Consider the following 19,488-nt stretch of genomic DNA (forward strand, 5'->3'; position numbering starts at 1 on the left):
ACAAGATGATTGAAAAAGGTAGAATTTCAGGTCTGGAGCTTGCCCTCATTATGTATGCAACCGTTAGTGCAACAGCCATTCTTTATATTCCATATATCACAGCACAGCATGCAAAACGTGATTTGTGGCTGTCTCCCATATGGGGTTCTTTGAGCGGCTTCCTTATCGTCGTGATTATCGTCATACTCTCTAGGTACTTTCCAGGGAAAACACTCATCGAATATTGTGAACTTATACTTGGCCGGACCATTGGAAAAATCATCGCCTTCCTTTACCTGTTTTTTCTATTGCATGATACGTCCATCGCATTTAGAGAGTACGGCGAATTTGTCGAAAGTGCTTTTTTGCATAGAACACCTATGCTTTTTGTGACCGGAAGTATAGCCATCTCTTGTGCCATAGCGGTTCATGGGGGCATTCAAACGATTGGACGATGTGCGGTGCTTTTTTTGCCGATTGTTTTCGTTTCCTATGTACTAATTTATATCTTTCTGATTCCTGATTTGAATCTGAAAAATATGCTGCCGATCATGGCAGATGGGGTACTGCCCTCCATTAAAGGGTCGCTGGCACCACACGCCTGGTTAAGTCAATATTCATTGATGTCGTTCTTGCTCCCGTTAGTAACGAAGCAACAAAAAGTAATGAAATGGGGAATAGTCTCAGTCGTCGCAAGTGTTTTGACGATGGTCTTAATGAACCTTGGAAATCTTTTTTTATTTGGGGATATCCTTATCAATCTACAATTCCCAGTGTTTGAGGCGGCACGATTTGTTAGTGTCGGTTCATTTTTTGAACACATTGAGTCGATCATTATTGCTGTGTGGGTTCTTGGCGGTTTCATTCAACTGTCTGCCTTTTTTTATATGGTCGTTCTTGGTACTTCACAGTGGCTGAAATTGCCAAGTTATAAACCATTTGTTTTACCCATTGGTTTTTTAATCATCCTCTTTTCAGTCTGGACCATTCCTTCTTTTGAAGACATGATTCGAGGAATGGGTACAACGGTGCCTTATTATTTCTTAACGATTCAGCTAATCATTCCCAGTTTACTTCTATGTGTGGCGGTCATACGTTGGAAAAAACCGAAATCGTTCATGCAGTGATTATGCGGGGGGACGATACGTGTACGACTCGTAATACGATACGTGAACAAGAAGAAGAAAAAGAAGAAGAAAAAAAACAACAACAAGAAGCTCACTGTCCAAATATAGAGTAACATCCATTTATAGAACACAACGTATCTTCTTACATAAAACACTCACAAATGTTGAATGGTCAACATTTGTGAGTGTTTTTTTGTGGATATGTACTCGATAAGTTAATAAGGTGACAGGCACCCTAAAATTCTTTTGTCATAAAACTTACACAAATTTTCGAAATAGCTATGACCTTTTTCCCCCTTTATCTATATATAACGTATGAAAGCACTTGTTAGGAGAAAGGCAGTGGTTGAGGATGGCAAAGTTTAGAAAAATACGCGTTGATTTTTGGATGGATCCAGCTGTTTCGGAGGAGATGACACCAGAGGACAGATACTTTTATTTATATCTATTAACAAATCCACGGACAACGCAAATTGGCATTTATAAAATTACGAAAAAGCAAATGGCTTTTGATATGGGGTATTCCATTGAAAGTGTTCAGTCGTTAATGGAACGATTCATCCGGCATCATGGGTTGATTCGCTACAATTCTGAAACGAGAGAGCTCGCGATTAAAAATTGGGGAGAAAACAACTTTGATAAAGCAGGGAAACCCATGATGGATTGTATTTTTTCCGAATTAAAAAATGTCAAAGATGTTTCATTAATTCCATTTGTGATGGAATCGATTCATAAACAGGAATTCCGGAGACTATATGAAACATTTTATAAAAATGAAGAGTTAGCTTGCAGCGTGGAAGTCCGTGATCAAGGTGAAAAACATACATATCCTGTGTCCGTAAGTGAAGAGATTGAAGATACCTATACTGATTGTACTACGACATGTAGACAAGAAGAAAACCAACAAAATGTTTTTCAACCAATAATCGAAAGGAATCCATTGCAGGATAACCAACAACTGGCGGATGTTAAAGAGATTATCGAGTTTTGGGACAATAATGGATTTGGGTTTACAAACGTAAATGCAAAGGAGCAGCTATTATCTTGGTTAGATGATTCTAGCTTCCTGCAGCCGAAAGCTGTGATTTTAAAAGCGTTGCATATTGCATGTGCCAATAACAAAAGAAGGCTGTCATATTTGGTGGGGATTCTAAAGAATTGGGAGAATGAATCTTTACTAACAATAGAAGAAATTGAATATTTTCAGGAAAACCAAAAGGGTATTTCCCAACAAAAACATAAACCATCGTTACCTGGAGGAAGAGATGTACCAAGTGGATTTGTACTTGACCTTACGGCAGGTGAAGAGGAATGAGTATCGTCGAAAAAGCATTCTTAGGAAGCTTAATGAAGGCGGAGTATTTACTTAAGGATACCATCATACAACCTGACCACCTTGAAAGTACACGGCATAAAGAAATCATGCAAAAAATGATTGAGTTAAACCGGACAGGTAAGAGTATCGATTTAATTACCTTTACCACATTGCCCAACCTGGAATCATTGGGTGGAATGTCTTATCTTTCGGAGCTGTTATCATATGCCGATCTTGTGAAATTCAATGGTATGGAAAAGCTCATTCTTGAACAGTGGAAGGAACGGGAAAAGAGGAACATTTTAACACTTGCAGCCATGAATGATTGGGAGATTGGGAAAGTCATAACCCAACTCGATAAAATTAACCAAATAAAGATGGAGGATCATACATCCTTACAACAAGCGTTGGCTGATATCTATGAAGCTCCCTGGGAAGAGCAAAAACAACTGAAAAGTGCCACAACTGGAATCAAGAAGCTAGATGAAGTAACGGGTGGCTTTCAAAATGGGGAAGTGACCATTCTAGCAGCAAGACCATCGATGGGAAAAACCGATGTAATGCTTCATTTTGCCAAAATGTCGGGTTGGGCAGGCTATCTGCCACTCATCTTTTCCCTAGAAATGCCTGAAAAGCTCATCACCTCCCGTTTAATGGCGTCAACAGGGGGATTTAACCGGGCAAAAATGCGGGATCCAAAAGGAATGCTATCTGAAAAACAAAAGAATCAATGGTCAGATGTTATTGGTGATCTTGGAGAAACCAATATCCAAATTTTTGATGGCGCTGGACAAAGTATTTCTGAAATGAGAGCAAAAACACGAAAAATGATGAATCAATTTCCACACAAGAAACCAATTCTTTTTATTGATTATTTAACGCTCATTCAATCAAGTCAATCGTACGGAGGAAATTCCCATTCACAGGTTACGGAAATTTCCAAATCCCTCAAAACGATGGCAAAGGAATTTGAGTGTCCGGTCATTTGTTTGGCTCAGCTTAATCGGTCGGTGGAATCAAGAGCGCTTAAAAAGCCGATGATGTCTGATATTCGGGAATCAGGAAGTGTGGAACAGGACGCCGATCTCATTTTGTTCTTATATCGAGAAAAGTATTATGACAAGGAAAGTGACAATCAATCCCTAGAAATCATTGTCTCGAAAAATCGAAATGGCCCAGTTGGGACCGTCGCTGTCGCTTATAGTGAGCATACAGGAAAGATTGAGGACCAAAAGGAATACAACCATAGCCATATCTAACCATACAGGCACGAAAAAAATCTACTATTGAGGTGCTAGAACATGTTAGTAAAAGATCTATATCTTGATTGTTTACAAAATAAAATTTCTTCCGTCGCCCATTACATCTACCATTTACTCGAACAACAAAAACTATTATTAGATGACGACTCTTCCAAGATAGATTTAGTAGAAGCAGACCTACAAAAAGTAGAAGAAATGATAAAGAACGATTTTTTAGGAATTCAAAAAATGTGTGTCTACTCAATGAAAATGAATCAAAGAGATTTTGTTTTTATCTTTGCAGCTAGCGAGGTAAGTGCCATCCAGTATTATAGGAGGACATTTGGTAATAGCCCATTGAACTGTCATGAATATCCACTAGATTTCCAGTTTTATAGAGGAAATGATGTGATTTCGTTTCGGGACATGAGGCAGGGGATTGAGGAATTTCCAGCGATTGCAGGGTATTTTACACGGTAAGGGAGAGGGGATCTGTTATGAGAAAAAGAACGGGAGTTATCGTCATGATCGCAGCTGCTGCCAGTATCGCATACTTTTCAGAGTCATCACTGAAAGAAGAAAATGTGCCAGAGCCCCTCCTTAAGGTGACCGAAAATCAAGTAAGTGTAGTACCTGTTACGTTAGTCGATGTCATTGATGGGGACACCATTAAAGTAGTTGTTCACGGAAAAATAGAAACGGTGCGCTATTTATTGATTGATACACCAGAATCGAAAAGTCCAAAAACCTGTGTCCAATTGTATGCAAAGGAAGCATTATTGCGGAATAGCGAATTAGTAAAAAGCGGAAAGGTAACATTAGAATTTGAACAGGGAGACGTAAGAGATTCATATGGAAGACTGTTAGCCTATGTTTATGTAGATGGAGAATCGGTTCAGGGAATTCTTTTAAAAGAGGGATACGCTAGAGTGGCTTATATCATGAATCCTCCATATATATACCTTGAACTATATAGGGAGGAGGAAAATCTAGCAAAAAGGGGGAAAATCAATATCTGGAGTAGCAGGTATTTTGTGACGAAATGGGGTTTTCATGGGTGTATACAATAAAACGAAAAAAAGTGTTAGGGTGTGGGTCCTTGCCCAATAGACTTTAAACCCCAACTAAATAAACGGTTAGTGGAATAGGGTGTTGTTTCGGCAACATCTATTTTTATGCAATTATTTTTAAATTATTGTATGTTTGTCCAATCACTTTTCCTTCCTCTTGAATTTAATGTAATAGAGATGGAGGTGAAAAGTAATGAATAATGAAGTTGTTGAAATTGGTGCTAATTGTGTAGTACGAATTGGAAATCGCTTCTTTTTACTAGTAGAAATTGAAGTGGAAGCTATTAATTTAGAAGAATTTGTTTTTATCAGAATCTCTGAGAGGGAATTTAGAACATTAATTAGAGCGGGTGTCCAACGTTGTACAATCAGAGAGCGTATGCCACGTAACAATGCAGAATTCATTTGTGTTTTAATAGAAAATGGACAAGCATTCTTGGTTTTCGACGTGGAAAACAATCAAGACGAAGCTGTCCTTGTTAGAATTTCATTAACAAGAGCAGAGGAGTTAATCCGTAGAGGAGCAATGAGATGTACTGTAATTAATAGATAAAGTAATTACTAGTATAGGAAGGTTAATTTACAAATTGAGTCGTTTTATACGACTCTTTTTTAATAAATAAGTATGTGAAAAATTGCACATAAACGATTGAGAACAAGAGTTAGGGAATATGCAAAAAGCATAATATCCCCAAATTATTAAGTAAATAAATTGTATAATAATTTTCCAATCCAATACGCAAGTAAAAGCCAAACCAGAAAGAATAATAGAGCAACAAACCAGTTTTTTGGTTTACCATTTTTCCTGATTTCTTCAGCCTTTTCTTTGTTTTCTTCAATAATGTAAGAGGGTATTAATTTCAGAGCAAGTGAAATGCCCAATGGAACAATAATGAGGTCATCGAGATAACCTAATACAGGAATGAAGTCAGGTATTAAATCAATCGGACTAAAAGCATATGCCACCACACAAATAGCGACCAATTTTGCATACCAAGGAACTCGATGATCTTTGTAGGATAAATATAGTACGAACAAATTTTGTTTTAGTTTTCTTGCGTAGTTTTTTAACTTTGTTAAAGTGCTTTGTTGTTCCATGTAATTCTCCTATTTTATTATTAATTATAAAACAAATCAGGAGAAAACTGAATACATTTTGCCCATTACAATGGATAGGATTGATAGGCTAGATGTAAATATTATGATAGATTTAAATTTTCAGAATTCATTATTGTAATTGTTTAAAATTTGTGATAAATTTAAAAACATTAAAATGAAGTCTAAACTTCATTTGATATCCGATAAAAGGTGAGGATTCTTTTTGGAAGACACACAAACAATCAAAGATAAAATTGAATTGATTTTTCATGAGCTATCAAAGGCTCAGCAAAAAGTCGCGAACTTCGTGTTAAAAAATCCGACATTTATCGGCGTTCATTCTGCTGCTGAAGTCGGGAAGGAAGCTGGAACCAGCGAAACGACGGTCATTCGTTTCTGCTATGCACTTGGACTGGAAGGATATGCCCAGCTGCAAAAAGAAATTACCCTATTGGTTTTTAACCATTCAACGAATAGTACGCTTGATACGTATGTTTCTTCAAAAAAAGAGCTTTTCAATGATCAGAGTCTCATTGAAAAAGCGATGGGCGAAGACAGCTCTAAAATTATCAGAATTGCTAAACAAATTGATAAACAATGGTTTGATGAAGCGACCCGTAAATTACATGAAGCGAAAAATATCTATATTATTGGTGCTGGCGCCTCACAATTAGGTGCGCACTGGCTGCATTTTACGATGAACATTCTGCGGCCGAATGTGAAGCTTGTCGCCACAGGAACAGCGGAACTCATTCGGACGCTGCAAGAAATCGATGAACATTCCGTTGTCGTCGTCATTTCCCTGCATCGTTACTTTAAAGAGCCGATTAACATTGCTAAGGAACTTCATGAGCGCGGTATAACGGTACTCGCGGTTACTGACTCTCGACTGGCTCCCATTCACAAGTATTGTTCGTATGCCTTTATATTAGAACAACCGCAGCTGTCAACCATTGATCTTATGCCGGCACTGATTTCCTTTCTCAATGTATTGGTAACGGGCATGATGACAAATGACCCAGATTATTACAACACGCAACGGGTTAAATACGATGATTTTCAAAATAGTTTTATTGCAGATAGATGGAGTTGAACATGATGACAGATCAACAATTAGCAGTACGTTTACAGTCAATTTTCGAGTATTTGCATGAGAATCCTGAAGTCAGCTGGAGCGAGGTGGAAACCACTGCGTATATCGCAAACCTCCTCAAGGAAGAAGGTCTTGAACCTCATACCTTTGAAAACATGACTGGGTTATACGTAGATATTGGGAAAGGAACACCTAAAGTAGGCTTCCGAACCGATATCGACGCACTGTGGCAGGAAGTAGACGGTCAGTTCCGTGCGAATCATTCCTGTGGACATGATGGACATATGACGATGGCACTCGGTACCATCTTTTTACTAAAAGAGCTGGCACCAACTTTACCCGGAGCAATTCGCATCCTATTCCAGCCTGCAGAGGAAAAGGCCCAAGGAGCGAAGGCACTTGTCGAGCAAGGAGTGGTTGATTCACTGCAATTTTTATTCGGTACGCATGTTCGACCACTGATTGAATTGCAGGACGGGACGTACGCGCCGGCCTTACATCACGGAGCAGCAAAGCTTTTTTCAGGAATGATTACAGGGGTTGAAGCTCACGGGGCACGACCTGAGCAAGGTGTCAACGCGATCGAAGTAGCAGCGGCTTTAGTTGACGGAATCAAACGTCTTTGGATTAGCCCGACACAGTCAGCCTCGATTAAAATGACGCGGCTTCAAGCGGGCGGAACTTCAGCAAATATTATTCCAGGCTCCGCATCATTTTGTATAGATGCTCGTGCACAAAATAATGAAACCATGGAAGCTTTAACCGTGGGATTTGAAAAAGTAGTGGCAGCGGTCAGTACTATGTATGGCGCAACGATTGATTACCAGGTAGATGCGCATATTGCAGCAGCTCAAGTAGATGACAGAGCAAAGTCCATTATGAAGCAAGCGATTATTGACGTGGCAGGGGAAGAAAACCTCGCACCGGAAGTGGTAACACCCGGAGGAGAAGACTTCCACTTTTATACCTATTCAAAACCAAATCTGCAAACAACGATGCTTGGACTAGGCTGCGGTGTCACACCAGGACTTCATCATCCACAGATGACCTTTAACAGACAACGCCTTCCTATTGGTGCTGAAATTATCACAAGAGCATTAGTGCTGGCGTTACAACAAGTAGAAAGAAGCGAATCTCAATGATTGAAATTAGAGAATTAAAAACAATCCAAGAAATGGAACAAATTCAAGAGCTTGAGTTTAAAGTATGGGGCACCGAAACGATTCCTACACACCAAACGTTAACGGCAGTAAAAAACGGAGGCATTATGGTGGGTGCTTATGATGGGGAACAATTAATTGGCTTCAGTTATGGATTTGCCGGATTCCATAATGGCAAATGCTATTTATGCTCCCATATGCTTGGGATTGACGAAGCATACCGTTCGCAAGGCATTGGGGAAAAATTGAAACATACGCAACGTGATATTGCCATTGCGAAGGGCTATGAAAGAATGCATTGGACGTATGATCCGCTTGAAACAAGAAATGGTTACTTAAACTTATCCAAACTGAATGGCATATGTGATACATACGTTGAGAATTGCTATGGAGAAATGCAGGACGGCTTCAATCAAGGATTGCCATCAGACCGCTTTGAACTGCACTGGCATTTAACCAGTCCTTATGTAGTGGAAAACCATGAACCAACCATTGAAGAGGCAGCTGCCTTAAATACGTTGATATTTAATGAAGAAAACTTACCGGTATTCGTAGCAGGTAAGGAACAAGAACTAACACAAGCCGCTTATTCATTAGCGATACCGAAAGATTTTCAAGCATTAAAATCGGCTAGTCAAGAATTAGCCATGGACTGGCGTTTGCAGACGCGTACATTATTCAAGCGCTTATTTAAAGCAGGTTACGCAGCAGTTCGTTTACAGCCATCTGAAACCTATAATGAATACATTTTTGTCAAAAAAGAAACTTTAGCACTTGGAGGAGAACCACTATGAAAATTACCGACATTACGATCCGTCATTTACAAATGAAATTAAAAGCACCATTCACAACAAGCTTTGGTACATTTACCAATAAAGACTTTTTACTATTGGAAGCAAAAGATCAAGACGGCACCATTGGCTGGGGTGAATCCGTAGCATTCCACTCCCCATGGTATAACGAAGAAACCTTACAAACAAACTGGCATATGCTGGAGGATTTTTTAATTCCATTACTTTTAAATAAAGAAATAAATCATCCCGATGAAGTAAGCGAACTATTTGCCCCAATCCGAAAAAATAATATGGCAAAATCAACGATTGAGGGGGCCGTTTGGGATATTTATGCACAGCAAACCAATCAATCGCTCGCTTCAGCTCTTGGCGGAAAAAAAGACAAAATTGAAGTCGGTATCAGTATCGGTATTCAAAAATCGATTGAAGACTTAGTCGCACTCGTGGATGAGTATGTGAAGGAAGGTTACAAACGTATTAAAGTGAAAATCAAGCCAGGCTGGGATGTAGAGGTAATGCGTACATTACGTGAAAACTTCCCGAACGTGGCGATTATGGCCGATGCAAACTCAGCCTATCGCTTAGAAGATGCAGAGCTTTTAAAAGAATTGGATGAATTTGATCTAACCATGATTGAACAGCCTTTAGCATCGGATGACATCATCGATCATTCACATTTACAAAAAATGCTCAATACCCCGATTTGCTTGGACGAGAGTATTCACTCTGTAGAGGACGCGCGTAAAGCAGTCGAGCTTGGCAGTACAAAAATCATTAATATTAAAATCGGTCGGGTCGGCGGTTTAACAGAGGCAAAAAAAATCCATGATTACTGTGAAGCAAACGGCATTCCTGTATGGTGCGGCGGCATGCTTGAATCAGGGATTGGCCGAGCTCATAATGTTGCATTAACCACATTATCAAACTTTATTTTACCTGGAGACACAGCAAGCTCAAACCGTTATTGGGAAAAAGATATTATCCTGCCTGAAGTCGTAGCAGCAAACGGTTATATTGAAGTACCGCAAACAGCAGGAATTGGGTATGAAGTCGACCGAGAAGCAGTGGAATCATTTACAGTCGCGAAGAAAAATTACAAATAAGGGTGGGGAATTCGGGTGAAGAAAAGTTTACAAATCGGTGGAGCTTTCGTCGGACTGATTGTTGGAGCCGGCTTTGCTTCTGGACAAGAAATCATGCAGTATTTTACAAGCTTTGGCATTTGGGGAACAGTAGGCGGCGTGATTGCTACTTTATTCTTCGTGTTTTTAGGTTACACGCTGGCACAGCTGGGGGCAGATTTACAAACTGCCTCGCATAAAGGTGTTATTTATTATTTAGGCGGGCGTTATATTGGATTCATTTTTGACATCCTTATTACGTTCTTCTTATTTGGTGTAGCAGTTGTTATGTTCGCTGGATCAGGTTCGACATTTGAGCAGATGTTCGGCATTAGTCCAATGATCGGAAGCATCATCATGGTAGCCGCCACCATCTTAACGTTATTGTTAAATGTTAAAAATATTATCAATCTAATTGCTATGGTGACACCGTATTTAATGACGATTATCTTTGTCATTTTAATTTATTCTATTTTTACCATGGATCTATCCTTCGCTGAAGCCGATGCTTTGGCAAAAGAACAAGCCTCAGGAGCATCCAATTGGTTTGTAGGTGCACTTCTTTATGTTTCGTATAATATTGCAGCGGGTGCAGCTTTATTAATTGTGATGGGTGGAACCATTAAAGACCGGAAAGTAGCAGGCATGGGTGGAATTGTTGGCGGCGTCATGCTAGGTGCTTTAATTGTGTTAATTCATATTGCAATGTTTGTGAAAATTGATGTTGTAAGTGGTGTGGCGATGCCGACACTTGAACTGGCTAACCAGATTCACCCAGCAGTCGGCGTGTTGATGGCAATTGCCCTTCTTGGCATGATGTACAACACAGCGGTTGGAATGTTCTATTCCTTTACGGTTCGTTTCATTAAACCAGAAAGTAAATCATTTAAACCAGCGGTTGTTGTTACCGGCTTACTTGGTTTCGGCGCTAGTCTTGTAGGATTCACCACATTGGTTGGGAAAGTTTATTCAACGATGGGCTACTTAGGATTCGCCTTAATTATCGCGATTGTGATCGCATGGGCACGAAAAGGTAAAGGACAAAAATCAGCGATTGCTGCGTAAACATTTTTAAAATGCTTGGTTCTCTTTTTATAGAGACCAAGTATTTTTCATTTATATTTGTTGCTGACTTAATAAAGTAGCTTTACTTATTTTAAAAATGGCAAAACCATAACCCTGCAGTGGAAGCACCGATATAAAAGATGAATCTGTTATTCCATTTGTATAATTCTTTATCAGCTCATGTTATAATGTAGAACCTAGGGTAATGATGACTGTTACTCGGAATTGTCGGGAGCCAAAAAAAGCCTCCGCTAGGATAAAATATGGAGGTGTCTGGGAATGAATAAGCGATGGACGATTGGTAAAATTAAAGAATTTGTTGAGAACAACTCGGAAAGTAAGTTGCTAACGACGGAATATCAAGGTTTTTCTCAAAAATTACAATTTAAATGTTCGTGTGGCAGCAACTTTGAAAAAACATTTACGAAATTCAAAAATAACAATCAACGTAAATGCGACGTATGCGAACCGCCAAAAGCTTCACGCTAACTGTATAGCAAATTCGGTACCAATGAATAAATACAGAGAATAGCTCAGTTCATATTGAACTGTATTTCTCTTAAACAACTTCCAAGAATAAATTAGATTTAGATCGAATTATGTAATAATGCAAGAAGACAATGATATAAAAGGGTCAAAGAAATATTAACAGATTAGGACTTCTTTGGGAGGTCCTATTTTTTTGTGGCTTGGAACATTATATAGTTCGGATTACTTACTGTAAGAAGAAACAGTTTCGAATTTCTGTGTCTTAGATTCCTACAGATATTCATAAAATTGCTTTTCCACCACGCCGTATTGGGGTTATACCTGAAAGTATGACAAGGATGTTTAAAAAATTGATAGTTGTGGTAAACATCCATAAAGATAGGAGATGGTCGAATGAATGGACAAAAACAAAGTTACTATATTAATATTCAATCGAATGAAATTTTCAGAGGACCTAATGAGGGAGAGTGGGATTTTAAAATTGAAGCGACAGAATCTCAAGTAAGTGTCCTTGAACGACTTTTTGATCGAAATGATGAAACAGATTGGGAAAGTTATTTCCGATCCCACATTCCCTATCTTGAATATCATCATCAGCCTCAAAATAGGGAATATGACCAACGAATACTATTAATCTATAGAATGCTTTTTTACTTAGGTGATGAAAAAACCCGTGCACATATTAGAAAAATGGGAATTCTAAATGTAGATAGTCATTAGCGGATTTTGATGATATGTGGGCGATATGATGAGGCATTAGAGAAAGATAGTGTATAACATAAAAGTTTTAATAAATGGCGGACTAACCCCTTTTTCCCAGAATCAGAGAACGGGGCCGACTTTTGTCTAAATAAATGATAGTAAAAGGAAGAACAGGGTTGGAAAAGGTAAAGGACTAACCAATCGAGGTTAGTCCTTATAAATTAATTACTTTCATCCCTAGAGATTTTGAAATTTATTCAACGCTCTTAATCGTTTAATAAAATTTTCTAATGCTTCACCTTCAGTTTGGAATTCTTTCTCTGAGATCGGATTTGCCCGCTCGTCTGAAGTATAGACTTTCCATTTATCTGCTTTTTTGCTAATGCCAACTTCATTGGATTTAATGGTATGGTCATCGAACCAATTGAAATTCTGTAATTTCTCATTTTGGATGATTTCTAAAGCATTCTCTCTTGTCAACGTAATCACACCTTATTTTATTTTTTCTATTAACCCTAAACCTTCCAATAAATCTACTGGTAAGGGCATTTCATACTGAATCCCGCCGCCGGTTGAACCAAACCCTGGAGCAATATCACCTTTTTGAATTTTTAAATCATCATAAGTTAGATCATACGCATCCATGAGTGTGGTTACTTTTTCCCTAAGGACAGTATCTGGCGTCTGATTAACATAAGATTCAATGTTATTGAAATCTCCCGTTATTTTATACTGATGATATTTTGAAGGATCCTCGACATAGGGCAAGGACCGCTGATCATAATTATACGGTTTCCCATCTATAACGGGTGAAGTATATCGGCCATTTGCAGGTCCGTATCGGTCAACAACTTCTCCTTGATCCGGAATATGAGTTTCTTTGATTGCATTTCCATTTTCATCAAGTACGTAGCCGCCCTTTGGAACCTCATCCCAGTTGATAGAGCCGTCAGGATTTAATACGCTAGGGTCTTTCGGCACCTGAATATGTTCAGGCCATTGTCCGGTTTCTGCATATTTTCCGGCTAGATCTTTATCTATCTTTTGCAAATAATGATTCAAATCGGTTGGGGAACAGGTTGTTTTTTTCATAATGGCATCGATACCCTCAACCACTCTAACCCCGCCAGCTTCTTCCACTACCTTTACGCCCTTCGTTAATTTTACCGCCTTATCGACGCCTTTTGTACCGACAACGGCAAGGGCAACTTCTCCAAAAGCGCGCCCAAACCAATTGGACCTGCTTCCGGCATCTCCATTGACAACATCATTATTCCATGAATTTTTAATCCATTCCCATATAGATTTGGCGGTTTCAACAGGGTGCTGAACGACATAGACAAGTCCATTAAAGGTTTCAATTGGGTGGGTAATCACATTCCAAAGACCTTCCACCGTCGCGACTACTGCATCTACCACACCTGTAACAAATCCTTTTGAAACGTCAGCGATTAAATCCCAACCATCTGTAATATGATCCCAGATGGATTTCTTCTTTTCAGAAAATGTAAGCGTACTTGCTTTATGATCAGCCTTCACATATCGATCCATGGAGTCATCAATAAAATGATACAATGCATTGATTCGACTTTCCAGGTCTTGTAAAGATGTAACACTTTGGTTCAAACGTAAGCCGATGTTCTGCTGTTGGGTTATTTTAGAATCAATGGTGCTGCGCAATGAAGATAACCGGTCCTTAGAATCAGACAAATCAGCGGAAATTGTCTTCAATCCTGTATTGGTGGATTGAACATTGCTTACTTTAATATCAATCTTTGACAAGGTAGAAACCCTTCCTTTCTATAAGTTAGTGAAACATGGAATGTAAATCATCTACAGACGTTCGCTCATAGAAGGGGGCGATATGACTGACGATTGATTGAGTGAGTGGAAGGCTTTGATCCAGTATCGCAAGTTCAATTCGTGCAGGTGCAATTTGGTTAACAGATTGAAAAATTTTTGCGAGCAGTCCTGCAGATGTTTCGTTTACATGTTCATCTACTTCCAGTCCAATGAAAGAAAAAGGACGCTCTCCGGTCATAGGATTATAAATATTTGTAAGATAGGCCCTGCTTATAGAAGGGTAGGTTCGAAGGCATTCAGATATCGATTCTACTACTGTCTTGGGTATATCTACTATCTGTTCAGCTAAGAGCTGCTCTTTTAGGGCAGGCGTTAATTGATTAAAAAAGTAATCAAAAATTCTGCCGTCGCGTAATGTTTCAAGCTCCTCAGGAATGATTTTCTTACTTAAGTCGAATCCTGGATTTAACACCCAAGCAGTATGTGATTCCACCGATTGTAAAAGCTCTCTAGTCTTGATTTTTACATATGTATAGTTTGATTGAAAAATAGAATCGAATTTTTGCCAGCTTGAATAAACAGGGAGAACCATCTCATTTTTCACTTCTATGTACTTTAAGTTCAGGACAGGCTCGCCTTGATCACTTGTAACATTTCCTAGCACCACTAACTCCAATTCTAAAAAGGCCTTATAAAAATGATATCGCTTCATCGGATCCTTAGTAGCTGCCAAAAGAACTTCATCAAAAGGATCAACAACGTTTTTCTTGATTTTCTTCATATTCGCTCTCCTGTTTGATATGGTAAATAAAGTAATAGTATACAATAAGATAGAGGGTGAAAAAAGGTAATATAGTACTAGTGATAGCGTACAGTGACCATGGTGACGGTTCGTACGTCACGAAGGGCTGATTTACATGCATTTTCTAGCTTTTGCAAAAGTAGTGGCAGATGTCATTATTTTCACCTCATATTAGGGATGCTGGATATCCTGGTCAAATGATTTCGGAGCATTCAAGAGAAATTTATAAACTTAAAAATCATTAATCCTCCCATTGGAACTCCTCAACTACATTCATAACTGCTCCATAGTCTTCCATGGTCTTTCTACAAATAGACACTTACAAATGTTGAATCATTGTTTAACAAGAAACCTTGTCATACAAATCATGACAAGGTTTTAATTTTTTAGGTGCATAAATCAATAGGTAACTGAAAAAAATTATTGTGGCCTACAAGTTTTTTACTAATATGTTAGTTAGAAGAATAGGACTGATCTCAGATTTTGTAAATGTACTAATTATATTATCCGGAGTACCCCAATTGCTCTGATAATTCCCGAGCTGTTTTGATAAGTTCTCTTACGGCTGTTGATTCCTTTGAAATATCCAGTGCTTCTGTTAGCCCAACAATGTAAAGGACAGCAATTAACTCTCTACTATAATCAAACACAGGAGCTGCAATGGCGGAAATTCCTGATAGGTACTCGGAAGTGTAAGCATAATTTTCCTTTTTCACAAATGCTAGGATTGATTCCAATTTAGCTTGTTCGATCAGTTTCTTTTCAAGCTCCTTCTGAATGATCGTTCCTGTCTTTTCCTCTGGCAAGTAGGTTGCAAATACTCGTCCTGCAGCCGTGGTTGTTAATTCAACTAAAGTACCAGGTCTTATGTTTAAATTAATAGGCTTTTTACTTTCTTCCCATTCAACAATTAATGGCCCCTCATCTTCAACCCAGATAGCCATAGCTACTGTTTCGTTTAATCGCTCATTTAGTTTTTTTATATAAGGAAAGGCTTTTGAGGTAATATCTGTTTTTTGCATGGCGAATACACCCATGGTCACCATTTCTTTCCCCAATGAATATCGCAGGTCCGAGTCTTTTTCAAGGGCTCCAACCTTACATAAGCTAATAAGATACCTATACAGCTGACCTTTCGGCATATTACTTAATTTTGATATTTCAGTTATCGTTAATGGTTTATCTGCGCGTGAAACCTCTTTAAGTATAGAAAAACCAAGTTCAATGGATTGAATCCCCTTTTTTTCCTGTTCCATGTTTAATCCTCATTTCCAAAACTATAATTAATATTATTTTATCAGAGAACGCTTATATTTTTTAAATAGATTTCATTTTTAGGCTCTGTTATCACTGGATGTTGATTTGAAATAAACGGAGAAATTCCGGCTAAATTGGTAAATAGCTATGATTTATTAATTATTAGGGGAGTTTTTCCGTCTATAGGGTCCAAACCTTTGGATTTTGTCCTATTTAGAGCTGCTATGCGGAATTTCTCCGTTTATATCTGCTTGTTTGGCTTCCTCTATTAACATTAGCAGGAAATTCTCCGCTTATGAATTCTCCTACCTACACGAAAATCAACAAAACAATAAATCATAACAGTGAGCGATTTATAAAAAATAATAGTCTGAAAAATCGAAATATATTGACGGCCTGTTTTGGTTTATAATATAATCACATTGTAAACGTTTGTTGAACAGTGTAAACCATTGTTTAACAAAAATGCAAGAATGGAATTTAAATGTAGTTTCAAATGAACAAAAGGTGGTTTCACAAATAAATATTTGAGGGGGGAAAGAAGAGACGGACAACACCATTATGAAATGATCAAGTGATAGAGAAATGCCTTCATTTTGTTATAACGAAATTAAATATAGAAAGGAAGTACACTTTATGGTTGGAATCAGTAAACGTCATCAAGTTGTGATTATAGGAGCTGGACTAGGAGGTTTGACTGCTGCTGCATTTTTGCAGAAGTTTGGGATTGATGTGCATGTATACGAGAGAGCCGCCGAATTGAAAGAAATTGGAGCTGGTATTAATTTAGATTCGAATGCGATCAGAGTGCTGTTACGATTAGGGATTACGGAAGAAGAGCTTATGGAGGTAGCGGTCCCGCTTAAAGAAGTATGGGAATTTCGAAATGGCATTGATGGTCGAGTCCTGTACAGCGAACCGTTTAAGAAGGATTTTGGAGCTCCACATGTAGTCATCCATCGTGGAGAACTGCACAGTCTGATAAAAAGCAAAGTATCCGAAGACGCTATCACGGTTAATCATGGCTGCGCAAACGTAGAACAAGATGATGACGGTGTGGTAATCACTTTTGAAAACGGTGTCAAAGTTGAAGCTGACGTATTAATTGGTGCGGATGGCGGACGTTCCGTTGTTAGAAATGCTGTGGTTGATACACCTCCAAAGATGCGTTTCTGGGCGGCTATGTATAGAAGTCTTGTTCCAATTGATGAAGTTCCTCCTTCTGAGCGTGTTCCAAACCGGACCGCATGGTTAGGATCACGGCATTTCTTTATGCGTTATCCAGTATCTGGCGGAAAATTATTGAATATCGTGGGCGCTGTTCCCCGCAGACAATGGGAGCACGCTGGGCCTATTGATGCAAGCGTAGAAGATTTTCTTTCGGAATTTGCTGGCTGGGAAGAAAATATTCAAGCCATGATTGGAGCAGCTCAAGAAACAAAACTCTGGCCATTATACGATATGGATCCACTAGAGCGCTGGAGCAAAAATAGAGTTACCTTACTTGGTGACGCAGCGCATCTGCTATTACCATTCTTAGGGCAAGGAGCAGCACAGGCCATTGAAGATGCAGAAGTACTGGCAGGTAATTTGAAAAACTTAAATCAGGGAACGGATATATCCGAAATCTTTGCCCGCTATGAAGGGTTGCGTAAACCTCGAGCATCAACGGTTCAGTTTATGGCGAGAACCATTTGGCAATTTATTGATCCACCATACATTAGCACAGAGGTTTCAAGTATTCCTGGTGACGATATTTTTAACCAGTATAAGAGTCTATTTAATATGCATGAATGGTTGAATGGATATGATCTTCAAAAAGACGTAGTGAATAATTTTTGAATCTCATCGTAACTCCGAAGAGGGATATTGGGTAACTTTTCATTCAAGTGAAAGATACTCTGGTATTTCTTGGCAGGAAGAGGGAGCGGCAGGAATTCCTACACGGTTAGGAGAAAGGTATCTAAAATAAGGGGGATTCATAATGGAGGCTAGTGTGGAAAATACAAAAAAAACGTCGCTTAATTCCGGAACAAAACTTGTTGTTTTATTATCCTGGTTATTTATGATTTTTGAAGGGTACGACCTGTTGGTTTATGGGACCATCGTTCCTTCCTTACTACAATATCAACAATGGGATATCACACCTACCCAAGCAGGACGGTATGGCAGTTATGTAGTGATAGGTATGTTAGTTGGAGCGATCGTGGCAGGGATGCTTGCGGATAAATTTGGTCGTAAAAAAGTTTTGATTATTGGTGCAACGATATGCGCGGTCTTCATGATAGGTTCCGCTCTTGCACCTACCCCAGAAATTTTCGGACTAAGCCGTTTACTTACAGGCATCGGATTAGGAACGGTAATGCCCGTCGTAACGATATTAACCCTTGAATATGCTCCAGCGAAAAGACGCGCTTTTACTACGATTATCATGTATAGCGGGTACCAATTAGGTGGAGTCCTAGCAGCCCTTTTAGGCATGTCATTAATTCCTACTATGGGATGGCGTGCAATGTTTTGGGTAGGGGCTATTCCATTGTTACTCGTTGTTCCATTAGCGATTCGTTTTCTTCCTGAATCTTTAGCGTTCCTACTAGCAAAAGGCAAGAAAAAAGAGGCAGTAAGGATTGCGGAGCGATTTGAAATTCCGATGGAAGAAGTAGAAAAGGAACAAAAGGAAGAAAATAGCATGAAAAATGGAAAGGAAATGAATTCTATTGGTTCATTGCTATCAAAAGGACAACGTAAATCTACTCTATTATTCTGGCTTGCTTCATTTTGTGGACTCTTTCTCGTTTTCGGCTTAGGAACATGGCTGCCTACGATTATGATGAAAAGTGGATATTCAATCGGTTCTGCTTTATCGTTCTTACTGGTCCTGAATGTAGGAACGGTTATTGGTAGTTTTCTGGGAGCTACACTATCTGATCGGTTGGGTCATAAAATTTCGTGTACACTCTCCTTTGTCGTTGCTTTTACAGCATTCCTATTATTAAGCTTTAATCCTTCTTCTACACTAGTAACCTATTTACTTATTGCTGCAGCAGGAATGGGCTCCATTGGGACACAATATTTAATTAATGCTTATGTTGGCGTTTATTATCCTGCTACTGTTCGTACGACTGCCCTCGGTTGGTCCCTGGGTATCGGAAGATTCGGTGGGATTGTCGGTCCGATTGCAGTGGGGCTGTTAGTTTCTATGTCTTTAGGGACATTCTGGCACTTTGGATTGTTTGCGCTTACAGGATTAATTGGGGCGATTTTGATCTTATCGATCTCCGGTTCGACGGCAAAGGGAAAATCAGTAGATAGCTTAGGCTTAGCAAATAAAGATATACCAACGACAACAAATTAATAGATTCAGATCAATCC

Annotated in this window: 21 protein-coding genes; 16 read left to right on the forward strand and 5 right to left on the reverse strand. The window is 38.9% G+C overall.

The window, feature by feature from the left end; all coding sequences use genetic code 11:
* The first annotated feature begins 5 nt into the window (after positions 1-5).
* From BANA01_RS08795 to BANA01_RS08820, 7 genes are all read left to right on the forward strand, one after another.
* Complete coding sequence (locus BANA01_RS08795) at positions 6-1,106, forward strand: GerAB/ArcD/ProY family transporter (protein ID WP_063252673.1); 1,101 nt, start codon at positions 6-8, stop codon at positions 1,104-1,106.
* Positions 1,076-1,219: a hypothetical protein gene (locus tag BANA01_RS29485; protein ID WP_157411748.1), complete on the forward strand. Its 144-nt coding sequence runs from the start codon at positions 1,076-1,078 to the stop codon at positions 1,217-1,219. The genes BANA01_RS08795 and BANA01_RS29485 overlap by 31 nt, the downstream gene beginning before the upstream one ends.
* A gap of 239 nt (positions 1,220-1,458) precedes the next feature.
* The gene (locus tag BANA01_RS08800; RefSeq protein WP_063252781.1) at positions 1,459-2,421 is read left to right on the forward strand and encodes a DnaD domain protein; all 963 of its coding nucleotides are present in this window, start codon (positions 1,459-1,461) and stop codon (positions 2,419-2,421) included.
* Positions 2,418-3,680 carry a DnaB-like helicase C-terminal domain-containing protein gene (locus tag BANA01_RS08805; protein WP_063252674.1) on the forward strand — a complete coding sequence of 421 codons (1,263 nt, stop codon included), beginning with the start codon at positions 2,418-2,420 and terminating at the stop codon, positions 3,678-3,680. The genes BANA01_RS08800 and BANA01_RS08805 overlap by 4 nt, the downstream gene beginning before the upstream one ends.
* 42 nt (positions 3,681-3,722) lie before the next feature.
* Positions 3,723-4,142 (forward strand): hypothetical protein, encoded by a 420-nt coding sequence (locus BANA01_RS08810; protein WP_063252675.1) that lies wholly within the window; start codon positions 3,723-3,725, stop codon positions 4,140-4,142.
* A 17-nt stretch (positions 4,143-4,159) separates the two neighbouring features.
* The gene (locus BANA01_RS08815; RefSeq protein WP_063252676.1) at positions 4,160-4,732 is read left to right on the forward strand and encodes a thermonuclease family protein; all 573 of its coding nucleotides are present in this window, start codon (positions 4,160-4,162) and stop codon (positions 4,730-4,732) included.
* Positions 4,733-4,925: 193 nt separating this feature from the next.
* Positions 4,926-5,285 carry a hypothetical protein gene (locus tag BANA01_RS08820; protein ID WP_063252678.1) on the forward strand — a complete coding sequence of 120 codons (360 nt, stop codon included), beginning with the start codon at positions 4,926-4,928 and terminating at the stop codon, positions 5,283-5,285.
* 146 nt (positions 5,286-5,431) lie between these two features.
* On the opposite strand, the gene BANA01_RS08825 is transcribed toward BANA01_RS08820, so the two are convergent.
* On the reverse strand, positions 5,432-5,830 hold the full coding sequence (locus tag BANA01_RS08825) for a YkvA family protein (protein WP_063252680.1): 399 nt from the start codon (positions 5,828-5,830) through the stop codon (positions 5,432-5,434).
* A gap of 223 nt (positions 5,831-6,053) precedes the next feature.
* Here BANA01_RS08825 and BANA01_RS08830 point away from each other — a divergent pair, with 223 nt between their 5' ends.
* From BANA01_RS08830 to BANA01_RS08860, 7 genes are all read left to right on the forward strand, one after another.
* Entirely contained in the window at positions 6,054-6,923 is an 870-nt protein-coding gene (locus BANA01_RS08830; protein ID WP_063252682.1) for a MurR/RpiR family transcriptional regulator, read from the forward strand.
* 5 nt (positions 6,924-6,928) lie between these two features.
* Positions 6,929-8,065 (forward strand): amidohydrolase, encoded by a 1,137-nt coding sequence (locus BANA01_RS08835; protein WP_063252783.1) that lies wholly within the window; start codon positions 6,929-6,931, stop codon positions 8,063-8,065.
* Complete coding sequence (locus BANA01_RS08840) at positions 8,062-8,877, forward strand: GNAT family N-acetyltransferase (protein WP_063252684.1); 816 nt, start codon at positions 8,062-8,064, stop codon at positions 8,875-8,877. The genes BANA01_RS08835 and BANA01_RS08840 overlap by 4 nt, the downstream gene beginning before the upstream one ends.
* The gene (menC, locus tag BANA01_RS08845) at positions 8,874-9,980 is read left to right on the forward strand and encodes an o-succinylbenzoate synthase (protein WP_063252686.1); all 1,107 of its coding nucleotides are present in this window, start codon (positions 8,874-8,876) and stop codon (positions 9,978-9,980) included. Before BANA01_RS08840 ends, menC begins: the two co-directional genes overlap by 4 nt.
* A 15-nt stretch (positions 9,981-9,995) precedes the next feature.
* Positions 9,996-11,063 carry a YkvI family membrane protein gene (locus BANA01_RS08850; protein ID WP_063252688.1) on the forward strand — a complete coding sequence of 356 codons (1,068 nt, stop codon included), beginning with the start codon at positions 9,996-9,998 and terminating at the stop codon, positions 11,061-11,063.
* A gap of 279 nt (positions 11,064-11,342) precedes the next feature.
* The gene (locus BANA01_RS08855; protein ID WP_063252690.1) at positions 11,343-11,552 is read left to right on the forward strand and encodes a hypothetical protein; all 210 of its coding nucleotides are present in this window, start codon (positions 11,343-11,345) and stop codon (positions 11,550-11,552) included.
* Positions 11,553-11,945: 393 nt separating this feature from the next.
* A complete protein-coding gene (locus BANA01_RS08860; protein ID WP_063252692.1) occupies positions 11,946-12,272 on the forward strand; it encodes a hypothetical protein in 327 nt (108 codons plus the stop codon).
* A gap of 219 nt (positions 12,273-12,491) precedes the next feature.
* Here BANA01_RS08860 and BANA01_RS08865 read toward each other — a convergent pair whose 3' ends face one another.
* From BANA01_RS08865 to BANA01_RS08880, 4 genes are all read right to left on the reverse strand, one after another.
* Positions 12,492-12,734, reverse strand: coding sequence for an Imm59 family immunity protein (locus BANA01_RS08865; RefSeq protein WP_063252695.1), 243 nt, complete (start codon positions 12,732-12,734; stop codon positions 12,492-12,494).
* A 12-nt stretch (positions 12,735-12,746) separates the two neighbouring features.
* Positions 12,747-14,036: a TNT domain-containing protein gene (locus tag BANA01_RS08870; protein ID WP_063252696.1), complete on the reverse strand. Its 1,290-nt coding sequence runs from the start codon at positions 14,034-14,036 to the stop codon at positions 12,747-12,749.
* Positions 14,037-14,061: 25 nt separating this feature from the next.
* Positions 14,062-14,838: an enhanced serine sensitivity protein SseB C-terminal domain-containing protein gene (locus BANA01_RS08875; protein ID WP_063252698.1), complete on the reverse strand. Its 777-nt coding sequence runs from the start codon at positions 14,836-14,838 to the stop codon at positions 14,062-14,064.
* 524 nt (positions 14,839-15,362) lie between these two features.
* Complete coding sequence (locus BANA01_RS08880) at positions 15,363-16,115, reverse strand: IclR family transcriptional regulator (protein ID WP_063252700.1); 753 nt, start codon at positions 16,113-16,115, stop codon at positions 15,363-15,365.
* Between the two features lie 637 nt (positions 16,116-16,752).
* On the opposite strand from BANA01_RS08880, the gene BANA01_RS08885 reads away from it, so the two are divergent.
* Both BANA01_RS08885 and BANA01_RS08890 read left to right on the forward strand, forming a co-directional pair.
* Complete coding sequence (locus BANA01_RS08885; protein ID WP_063252702.1) at positions 16,753-17,958, forward strand: FAD-dependent monooxygenase; 1,206 nt, start codon at positions 16,753-16,755, stop codon at positions 17,956-17,958.
* 142 nt (positions 17,959-18,100) lie between these two features.
* Positions 18,101-19,471: an MFS transporter gene (locus BANA01_RS08890; RefSeq protein ID WP_063252704.1), complete on the forward strand. Its 1,371-nt coding sequence runs from the start codon at positions 18,101-18,103 to the stop codon at positions 19,469-19,471.
* Positions 19,472-19,488: the final 17 nt, after the last annotated feature.

Origin of the sequence: Neobacillus niacini NBRC 15566 (assembly GCF_001591505.1) — a bacterium.
GTDB classification, from domain to species: Bacteria; Bacillota; Bacilli; order Bacillales; family Cytobacillaceae; genus Neobacillus; species Neobacillus niacini.

What these genes read in the sequence shown, in the direction of transcription:
- BANA01_RS08795 (WP_063252673.1), top strand. Translation starts at nt 6, where the DNA reads ATGATTGAAAAAGGTAGAATTTCAGGTCTGGAGCTTGCCCTCATTATG.
- BANA01_RS08800 (WP_063252781.1), top strand. Translation starts at nt 1,459, where the DNA reads ATGGCAAAGTTTAGAAAAATACGCGTTGATTTTTGGATGGATCCAGCT.
- BANA01_RS08805 (WP_063252674.1), top strand. Translation starts at nt 2,418, where the DNA reads ATGAGTATCGTCGAAAAAGCATTCTTAGGAAGCTTAATGAAGGCGGAG.
- BANA01_RS08810 (WP_063252675.1), top strand. Translation starts at nt 3,723, where the DNA reads ATGTTAGTAAAAGATCTATATCTTGATTGTTTACAAAATAAAATTTCT.
- BANA01_RS08815 (WP_063252676.1), top strand. Translation starts at nt 4,160, where the DNA reads ATGAGAAAAAGAACGGGAGTTATCGTCATGATCGCAGCTGCTGCCAGT.
- BANA01_RS08820 (WP_063252678.1), top strand. Translation starts at nt 4,926, where the DNA reads ATGAATAATGAAGTTGTTGAAATTGGTGCTAATTGTGTAGTACGAATT.
- BANA01_RS08825 (WP_063252680.1), bottom strand. Translation starts at nt 5,830, where the DNA reads ATGGAACAACAAAGCACTTTAACAAAGTTAAAAAACTACGCAAGAAAA.
- BANA01_RS08835 (WP_063252783.1), top strand. Translation starts at nt 6,929, where the DNA reads ATGACAGATCAACAATTAGCAGTACGTTTACAGTCAATTTTCGAGTAT.
- BANA01_RS08840 (WP_063252684.1), top strand. Translation starts at nt 8,062, where the DNA reads ATGATTGAAATTAGAGAATTAAAAACAATCCAAGAAATGGAACAAATT.
- menC (WP_063252686.1), top strand. Translation starts at nt 8,874, where the DNA reads ATGAAAATTACCGACATTACGATCCGTCATTTACAAATGAAATTAAAA.
- BANA01_RS08855 (WP_063252690.1), top strand. Translation starts at nt 11,343, where the DNA reads ATGAATAAGCGATGGACGATTGGTAAAATTAAAGAATTTGTTGAGAAC.
- BANA01_RS08860 (WP_063252692.1), top strand. Translation starts at nt 11,946, where the DNA reads ATGAATGGACAAAAACAAAGTTACTATATTAATATTCAATCGAATGAA.
- BANA01_RS08875 (WP_063252698.1), bottom strand. Translation starts at nt 14,838, where the DNA reads ATGAAGAAAATCAAGAAAAACGTTGTTGATCCTTTTGATGAAGTTCTT.
- BANA01_RS08880 (WP_063252700.1), bottom strand. Translation starts at nt 16,115, where the DNA reads ATGGAACAGGAAAAAAAGGGGATTCAATCCATTGAACTTGGTTTTTCT.
- BANA01_RS08885 (WP_063252702.1), top strand. Translation starts at nt 16,753, where the DNA reads ATGGTTGGAATCAGTAAACGTCATCAAGTTGTGATTATAGGAGCTGGA.
- BANA01_RS08890 (WP_063252704.1), top strand. Translation starts at nt 18,101, where the DNA reads ATGGAGGCTAGTGTGGAAAATACAAAAAAAACGTCGCTTAATTCCGGA.